This is a genomic window from Robbsia betulipollinis, assembly GCF_026624755.1.
Lineage (GTDB): Bacteria > Pseudomonadota > Gammaproteobacteria > Burkholderiales > Burkholderiaceae > Robbsia > Robbsia betulipollinis.
Genome location: NZ_JAPMXC010000009.1, coordinates 1 through 8,865 on the forward strand (window position 1 = coordinate 1; position 8,865 = coordinate 8,865).

6 tRNA genes, 1 rRNA gene and 2 other annotated features are annotated in these 8,865 nt (G+C 53.0%); all 7 genes read left to right on the forward strand.

What is annotated here, in order from left to right:
* Positions 1-534: 534 nt before the first annotated feature.
* Positions 535-1,325, forward strand: a sequence feature (16S ribosomal RNA rRNA prediction is too short).
* 62 nt (positions 1,326-1,387) lie between these two features.
* Positions 1,388-1,464 (forward strand) — tRNA-Ile (locus OVY01_RS17715).
* Positions 1,465-1,520: 56 nt separating this feature from the next.
* Positions 1,521-1,596, forward strand: a tRNA-Ala gene (locus OVY01_RS17720).
* 330 nt (positions 1,597-1,926) lie between these two features.
* Positions 1,927-3,560, forward strand: a sequence feature (most likely nonfunctional fraction of RNA operon).
* A 226-nt stretch (positions 3,561-3,786) separates the two neighbouring features.
* Positions 3,787-3,863: transfer RNA gene (locus OVY01_RS17725), tRNA-Ile, on the forward strand.
* Between the two features lie 57 nt (positions 3,864-3,920).
* A tRNA-Ala gene (locus tag OVY01_RS17730) sits at positions 3,921-3,996 on the forward strand.
* Between the two features lie 317 nt (positions 3,997-4,313).
* Positions 4,314-7,197 (forward strand): 23S ribosomal RNA (locus OVY01_RS17735).
* Positions 7,198-7,410: 213 nt separating this feature from the next.
* Positions 7,411-7,487: transfer RNA gene (locus tag OVY01_RS17740), tRNA-Ile, on the forward strand.
* Positions 7,488-7,545: 58 nt separating this feature from the next.
* A tRNA-Ala gene (locus OVY01_RS17745) sits at positions 7,546-7,621 on the forward strand.
* Positions 7,622-8,865 lie beyond the last annotated feature (1,244 nt).

Consider the following 8,865-nt stretch of genomic DNA (forward strand, 5'->3'; position numbering starts at 1 on the left):
TTTTTTCGAAAACCGCTTGCACGGATGGCGGAACGGATCTAATATTCGCCTCCCCGCTGCAGAAACAGGCCAGCGAGTGCCGCGAAAGCGGCGCGGCGCAGGCGGTGAAAGCGAGGCGGGACGGGGGTTTGGCAACGGTGGAGCGGGTGTTTGACGCTTGACCGGCAGGACGCCGAACCCGCCGGGTCGAACAGGATGTTGCAGCGAAAGCCGAAACAAAATGCTTGACGAAATTGCAGAAGCGGTACATAATCTCGCTTCTCTGCTGCACGGTACTTAACCGGCAGCAAGCAGTAGGCAGGNGACGAAGTCCCTGNCGCTGCATTGCTCTTTAAAAATTTACAGCCGATAAGTGTGGGCGCTTGATGGCGACGCACCCGCCGCTCCTCGGAGTGGCGGGAATGCGAAAGTATCAAGAAGTCTCACACGAGAGAAAAAGTAAGGAAAGAATGTTGGCCTCGGTCAATGTTCAAACCTTGTTGATTCTTGAGTTGAGCGACCTATTCGAAAGAATAGAAAACAGTAACAGGAATTAAACTTAAGAGTTTGATCCTGGCTCAGATTGAACGCTGGCGGCATGCCTTACACATGCAAGTCGAACGGTAACAGGGAGCTTGCTCCGCTGACGAGTGGCGAACGGGTGAGTAATACATCGGAACGTGTCCTGTAGTGGGGGATAGCCCGGCGAAAGCCGGATTAATACCGCATACGCTGTACGCAGGAAAGGGGGGGATCGCAAGACCTCTCGCTATAGGGGCGGCCGATGGCAGATTAGCTAGTTGGTGGGGTAAAGGCCTACCAAGGCGACGATCTGTAGCTGGTCTGAGAGGACGACCAGCCACACTGGGACTGAGACACGGCCCAGACTCCTACGGGAGGCAGCAGTGGGGAATTTTGGACAATGGGCGAAAGCCTGATCCAGCAATGCCGCGTGTGTGAAGAAGGCCTTCGGGTTGTAAAGCACTTTTGTTCGGGAAGAAAAGGCTCGGGATAATACCCTGAGCTGATGACGGTACCGGAAGAATAAGCACCGNAGGGTCGCCAACCCGCGAGGGGGAGCTAATCTCAGAAAACCGATCGTAGTCCGGATTGTAGTCTGCAACTCGACTGCATGAAGCTGGAATCGCTAGTAATCGCGGATCAGCATGTCGCGGTGAATACGTTCCCGGGTCTTGTACACACCGCCCGTCACACCATGGGAGTGGGTTTTACCAGAAGTGGCTAGTCTAACCGCAAGGAGGACGGTCACCACGGTAGGATTCATGACTGGGGTGAAGTCGTAACAAGGTAGCCGTATCGGAAGGTGCGGCTGGATCACCTCCTTTCTCGAGCTAGCGTCTTAAATTGAGCGCTCACGCTTATCGGCTGTCAATACGACAGACTGAAGGGGTCTGTAGCTCAGTCGGTTAGAGCACCGTCTTGATAAGGCGGGGGTCGTTGGTTCGAATCCAACCAGACCCACCATTTAGTCCAAGTGGTTGCAATAACGACTGAGCTATCGCCTCGGAAGTACTGCATTTGGGGGCTTAGCTCAGCTGGGAGAGCACCTGCTTTGCAAGCAGGGGGTCGTCGGTTCGATCCCGTCAGCCTCCACCAAATTCCCAAGCCAAAACATTTAATTGAGTGTTTCGGCTTGGCAATTGCCAACTACTGAAGGGTAGCAATACCCATCGGCTGTCGTTCTTTAAAAATCTGGAAGAAGTTCAATAAACGTCTGAAGCGCGTTAGAGATGGCGCGTGGATGACGTTTGGGTTGTGATTGTATCAAGTATCTTTAAGCGGCCTACTTCGGTAGGCCACTTGGAATACGGCACAAACCGATACTCAAAACCTGTAGCGTGGCGTCAAACGATTTGAGAGAGTCGCAAGACGTACTCGTTATAGGGTCAAGCGAATAAGTGCATGTGGTGGATGCCTTGGCGATTACAGGCGATGAAGGACGCGGTAGCCTGCGAAAAGCTTCGGGGAGCTGGCAAACAAGCTTTGATCCGAAGATGTCCGAATGGGGAAACCCGGCCCGTATGGGTCACCTCTGACTGAATACATAGGTCATTGGAGCGAACGCGGTGAACTGAAACATCTAAGTAGCCGCAGGAAAAGAAATCAACCGAGATTCCCAGAGTAGTGGCGAGCGAAATGGGATCAGCCTTGTACCTTTTAGCGCGACGGTTAGCAGAACAGTCTGGAAAGTCTGGCCATAGCAGGTGATAGCCCTGTATGCGAAAACCGATGTGTGGAACTAGGGGTACGACAAGTAGGGCGGGACACGAGAAATCCTGTCTGAATATGGGGGGAGAGGACGACCAGCCACACTGGGACTGAGACACGGCCCAGACTCCTACGGGAGGCAGCAGTGGGGAATTTTGGACAATGGGCGAAAGCCTGATCCAGCAATGCCGCGTGTGTGAAGAAGGCCTTCGGGTTGTAAAGCACTTTTGTTCGGGAAGAAAAGGCTCGGGATAATACCCTGAGCTGATGACGGTACCGGAAGAATAAGCACCGGCTAACTACGTGCCAGCAGCCGCGGTAATACGTAGGGTGCAAGCGTTAATCGGAATTACTGGGCGTAAAGCGTGCGCAGGCGGTTTGTTAAGACAGATGTGAAATCCCCGGGCTCAACCTGGGAACTGCATTTGTGACTGGCAAGCTAGAGTCTGGCAGAGGGGGGTGGAATTCCGCGTGTAGCAGTGAAATGCGTAGATATGCGGAGGAACACCGATGGCGAAGGCAGCCCCCTGGGCCAACACTGACGCTCATGCACGAAAGCGTGGGGAGCAAACAGGATTAGATACCCTGGTAGTCCACGCCCTAAACGATGTCAACTAGTTGTTGGGGATTCATTTCCTTAGTAACGTAGCTAACGCGTGAAGTTGACCGCCTGGGGAGTACGGTCGCAAGATTAAAACTCAAAGGAATTGACGGGGACCCGCACAAGCGGTGGATGATGTGGATTAATTCGATGCAACGCGAAAAACCTTACCTACCCTTGACATGTACGGAATCCCGCTGAGAGGTGGGAGTGCTCGAAAGAGANCCGTAACACAGGTGCTGCATGGCTGTCGTCAGCTCGTGTCGTGAGATGTTGGGTTAAGTCCCGCAACGAGCGCAACCCTTGTCCTTAGTTGCTACCCGCAAGGGAGCACTCTAGGGAGACTGCCGGTGACAAACCGGAGGAAGGTGGGGATGACGTCAAGTCCTCATGGCCCTTATGGGTAGGGCTTCACACGTCATAGGGTAGGGCTTCACACGTCATACAATGGTCGGTACAGAGGGTCGCCAACCCGCGAGGGGGAGCTAATCTCAGAAAACCGATCGTAGTCCGGATTGTAGTCTGCAACTCGACTGCATGAAGCTGGAATCGCTAGTAATCGCGGATCAGCATGTCGCGGTGAATACGTTCCCGGGTCTTGTACACACCGCCCGTCACACCATGGGAGTGGGTTTTACCAGAAGTGGCTAGTCTAACCGCAAGGAGGACGGTCACCACGGTAGGATTCATGACTGGGGTGAAGTCGTAACAAGGTAGCCGTATCGGAAGGTGCGGCTGGATCACCTCCTTTCTCGAGCNGGTCTTGTACACACCGCCCGTCACACCATGGGAGTGGGTTTTACCAGAAGTGGCTAGTCTAACCGCAAGGAGGACGGTCACCACGGTAGGATTCATGACTGGGGTGAAGTCGTAACAAGGTAGCCGTATCGGAAGGTGCGGCTGGATCACCTCCTTTCTCGAGCAGCGTCTTAAATTGAGCGCTCACGCTTATCGGCTGTCAATACGACAGACTGAAGGGGTCTGTAGCTCAGTCGGTTAGAGCACCGTCTTGATAAGGCGGGGGTCGTTGGTTCGAATCCAACCAGACCCACCATTTTAGTCCAAGTGGTTGCAATAACGACTGAGCTATCGCCTCGGAAGTACTGCATTTGGGGGCTTAGCTCAGCTGGGAGAGCACCTGCTTTGCAAGCAGGGGGTCGTCGGTTCGATCCCGTCAGCCTCCACCAAATTCCCAAGCCTAAGCGCTTCGCGTACATGCCGTACGTGACGAGTGTTTCGGCTTGGCAATTGCCAACTACTGAAGGGTAGCAATACCCGTCGGCTGTCGTTCTTTAAAAATCTGGAAGAAGTTCAATAAACGTTGGAAGCGCGTTAGAGATGGCGCGTGGACGACGTTTGGGTTGTGATTGTATCAAGTATCTTTAAGCGACTTGATCGGGGGTAACTCCGATGAAGTCACTTGGAATACGGCACAAACCGATACTCAAAACCTGTAGCGTGGCGCCAAACGATTTGAGAGAGTCGCGAGACGTACTCGTTATAGGGTCAAGCGAATAAGTGCATGTGGTGGATGCCTTGGCGATTACAGGCGATGAAGGACGCGGTAGCCTGCGAAAAGCTTCGGGGAGCTGGCAAACAAGCTTTGATCCGAAGATGTCCGAATGGGGAAACCCGGCCCGTATGGGTCACCTCTGACTGAATACATAGGTCATTGGAGCGAACGCGGTGAACTGAAACATCTAAGTAGCCGCAGGAAAAGAAATCAACCGAGATTCCCAGAGTAGTGGCGAGCGAAATGGGATCAGCCTTGTACCTTTTAGCNCGACGGTTAGCAGAACAGTCTGGAAAGTCTGGCCATAGCAGGTGATAGCCCTGTATGCGAAAACCGATGTGTGGAACTAGGGGTACGACAAGTAGGGCGGGACACGAGAAATCCTGTCTGAATATGGGGGGACCATCCTCCAAGGCTAAATACTCGTAATCGACCGATAGTGAACCAGTACCGTGAGGGAAAGGCGAAAAGAACCCCGGGAGGGGAGTGAAATAGATCCTGAAACCGCATGCATACAAACAGTAGGAGCCTCCTTGTGGGGTGACTGCGTACCTTTTGTATAATGGGTCAGCGACTTACGTTCAGTAGCAAGCTTAACCGACTAGGGAAGGCGTAGCGAAAGCGAGTCCGAATAGGGCGCTTTAGTTGCTGGGCGTAGACCCGAAACCAGACGATCTATCCATGGCCAGGATGAAGGTGCGGTAACACGTACTGGAGGTCCGAACCCACTAATGTTGAAAAATTAGGGGATGAGCTGTGGATAGGGGTGAAAGGCTAAACAAGTCTGGAAATAGCTGGTTCTCTCCGAAAACTATTTAGGTAGTGCCTCGTGTATCACCTTCGGGGGTAGAGCACTGTCATGGTTGTGGGGTCCATTGCGGATTACTACGCCATAGCAAACTCCGAATACCGAAGAGTGCAATCACGGGAGACAGACATCGGGTGCTAACGTCCGGTGTCAAGAGGGAAACAACCCAGACCGCCAGCTAAGGTCCCCAAGATTGGCTAAGTGGGAAACGAAGTGGGAAGGCTAAAACAGTCAGGAGGTTGGCTTAGAAGCAGCCATCCTTTAAAGAAAGCGTAATAGCTCACTGATCGAGTCGTCCTGCGCGGAAGATGTAACGGGGCTAAGCCAGTCACCGAAGCTGCGGATGCANAATTTATTNTGCATGGTAGGAGAGCGTTCCGTAAGCCTGCGAAGGTGCNTTGTAAAGNGTGCTGGAGGTATCGGAAGTGCGAATGCTGACATGAGTAGCGATAAAGGGGGTGAAAAGCCCCCTCGCCGTAAGCCCAAGGTTTCCTACGCAACGTTCATCGGCGTAGGGTGAGTCGGCCCCTAAGGCGAGGCAGAGATGCGTAGCTGATGGGAAGCAGGTTAATATTCCTGCACCATTGTTAGATGCGATGGGGGGACGGATCGCGGAAGGTTGTCCGGGTGTTGGAAGTCCCGGTCCTTGCATTGGAGAAGGCACTTAGGCAAATCCGGGTGCGGAATTCAAGGGTGTGAGGCCAGTCGCTTAGGCGACGAAGCAATCGGAAGTGGTTCCAAGAAAAGCCTCTAAGCTTCAGTCTAACAAGACCGTACCGCAAACCGACACAGGTGGGCGAGATGAGTATTCTAAGGCGCTTGAGAGAACTCGGGAGAAGGAACTCGGCAAATTGGTACCGTAACTTCGGGATAAGGTACGCCCTGGTAGCTTGATCGGCTCGCGCCGAAAGGGTGAAAGGGTTGCAATAAACTGGTGGCTGCGACTGTTTAATAAAAACACAGCACTCTGCAAACACGAAAGTGGACGTATAGGGTGTGACGCCTGCCCGGTGCCGGAAGATTAAATGATGGGGTGCAAGCTCTTGATTGAAGTCCCGGTAAACGGCGGCCGTAACTATAACGGTCCTAAGGTAGCGAAATTCCTTGTCGGGTAAGTTCCGACCTGCACGAATGGCGTAACGATGGCCACACTGTCTCCTCCCGAGACTCAGCGAAGTTGAAGTGTTTGTGATGATGCAATCTACCCGCGGCTAGACGGAAAGACCCCATGAACCTTTACTGTAGCTTTGCATTGGATTGTGAACAAATCTGTGTAGGATAGGTGGGAGGCTTTGAAGTAGGGACGCCAGTCCTTATGGAGCCAACCTTGAAATACCACCCTGGTTTGTTTGCGGTTCTAACCTGGGACCCTGAATCGGGTTCGGGAACAGTGCATGGTAGGCAGTTTGACTGGGGCGGTCTCCTCCCAAAGTGTAACGGAGGAGTACGAAGGTACGCTAAGTACGGTCGGAAATCGTGCTCATAGTGCAATGGCATAAGCGTGCTTAACTGCGAGACCGACAAGTCGAGCAGGTGCGAAAGCAGGTCATAGTGATCCGGTGGTTCTGTATGGAAGGGCCATCGCTCAACGGATAAAAGGTACTCTGGGGATAACAGGCTGATACCGCCCAAGAGTTCATATCGACGGCGGTGTTTGGCACCTCGATGTCGGCTCATCTCATCCTGGGGCTGTAGCCGGTCCCAAGGGTATGGCTGTTCGCCATTTAAAGAGGTACGTGAGCTGGGTTTAAAACGTCGTGAGACAGTTTGGTCCCTATCTGCCGTGGGCGTTGGATATTTGAAGGGGGCTGCTCCTAGTACGAGAGGACCGGAGTGGACGAACCTCTGGTGTACCGGTTGTCACGCCAGTGGCATCGCCGGGTAGCTATGTTCGGAAGAGATAACCGCTGAAAGCATCTAAGCGGGAAACTCGCCTTGAGATGAGATATCCCTGGGAACTTGATTCCCCTGAAGGGTCGTTCGAGACCAGGACGTTGATAGGCTGGGTGTGGAAGCGCAGTAATGCGTTAAGCTAACCAGTACTAATTGCCCGTGAGGCTTGATCCTATAACCAGTACGTTTTAAGACTGCGTGCAATACCGCAGCCAACGTGTGCAGGTTATGCAGCATCGGTCGTGTGCCGATACACTCGCACCCCAGATTGAACTTCTTCCCAGATTCGTGACGCCGCACCGCTGCACCGCGGGATCACCTCCTTTCTCGAGCAGCGTCTTAAATTGAGCGCTCACGCTTATCGGCTGTCAATACGACAGACTGAAGGGGTCTGTAGCTCAGTCGGTTAGAGCACCGTCTTGATAAGGCGGGGGTCGTTGGTTCGAATCCAACCAGACCCACCATTTAGTCCAAGTGGTTGCAATAACGGCTGGAGTTATGGACTCCGGAAGTACTGCATTTGGGGGCTTAGCTCAGCTGGGAGAGCACCTGCTTTGCAAGCAGGGGGTCGTCGGTTCGATCCCGTCAGCCTCCACCAAATTCCCAAGCCAAAACATTTAATTGAGTGTTTCGGCTTGGCAATTGCCAACTACTGAAGGGTAGCAATACCCATCGGCTGTCGTTCTTTAAAAATCTGGAAGAAGTTCAATAAACGTCTGAAGCGCGTTAGAGATGGCGCGTGGATGACGTTTGGGTTGTGATTGTATCAAGTATCTTTAAGCGGTCTACCTCGGTAGGCCACTTGGAATACGGCACAAACCGATACTCAAAACCTGTAGCGTGGCGTCAAACGATTTGAGAGAGTCGCGAGACGTACTCGTTATAGGGTCAAGCGAATAAGTGCATGTGGTGGATGCCTTGGCGATTACAGGCGATGAAGGACGCGGTAGCCTGCGAAAAGCTTCGGGGAGCTGGCAAACAAGCTTTGATCCGAAGATGTCCGAATGGGGAAACCCGGCCCGTATGGGTCACCTCTGACTGAATACATAGGTCATTGGAGCGAACGCGNGGTTGGCTTAGAAGCAGCCATCCTTTAAAGAAAGCGTAATAGCTCACTGATCGAGTCGTCCTGCGCGGAAGATGTAACGGGGCTAAGCCAGTCACCGAAGCTGCGGATGCACAATTTATTGTGCATGGTAGGAGAGCGTTCCGTAAGCCTGCGAAGGTGCATTGTAAAGTGTGCTGGAGGTATCGGAAGTGCGAATGCTGACATGAGTAGCGATAAAGGGGGTGAAAAGCCCCCTCGCCGTAAGCCCAAGGTTTCCTACGCAACGTTCATCGGCGTAGGGTGAGTCGGCCCCTAAGGCGAGGCAGAGATGCGTAGCTGATGGGAAGCAGGTTAATATTCCTGCACCATTGTTAGATGCGATGGGGGGACGGATCGCGGAAGGTTGTCCGGGTGTTGGAAGTCCCGGTCCTTGCATTGGAGAAGGCACTTAGGCAAATCCGGGTGCGGAATTCAAGGGTGCGAGGCCAGTCACTCAGGTGACGAAGCAATCGGAAGTGGTTCCAAGAAAAGCCTCTAAGCTTCAGTCTAACAAGACCGTACCGCAAACCGACACAGGTGGGCGAGATGAGTATTCTAAGGCGCTTGAGAGAACTCGGGAGAAGGAACTCGGCAAATTGGTACCGTAACTTCGGGATAAGGTACGCCCTGGTAGCTTGATCGGCTCGCGCCGAAAGGGTGAAAGGGTTGCAATAAACTGGTGGCTGCGACTGTTTAATAAAAACACAGCACTCTGCAAACACGAAAGTGGACGTATAGGGTGTGACGCCTGCCCG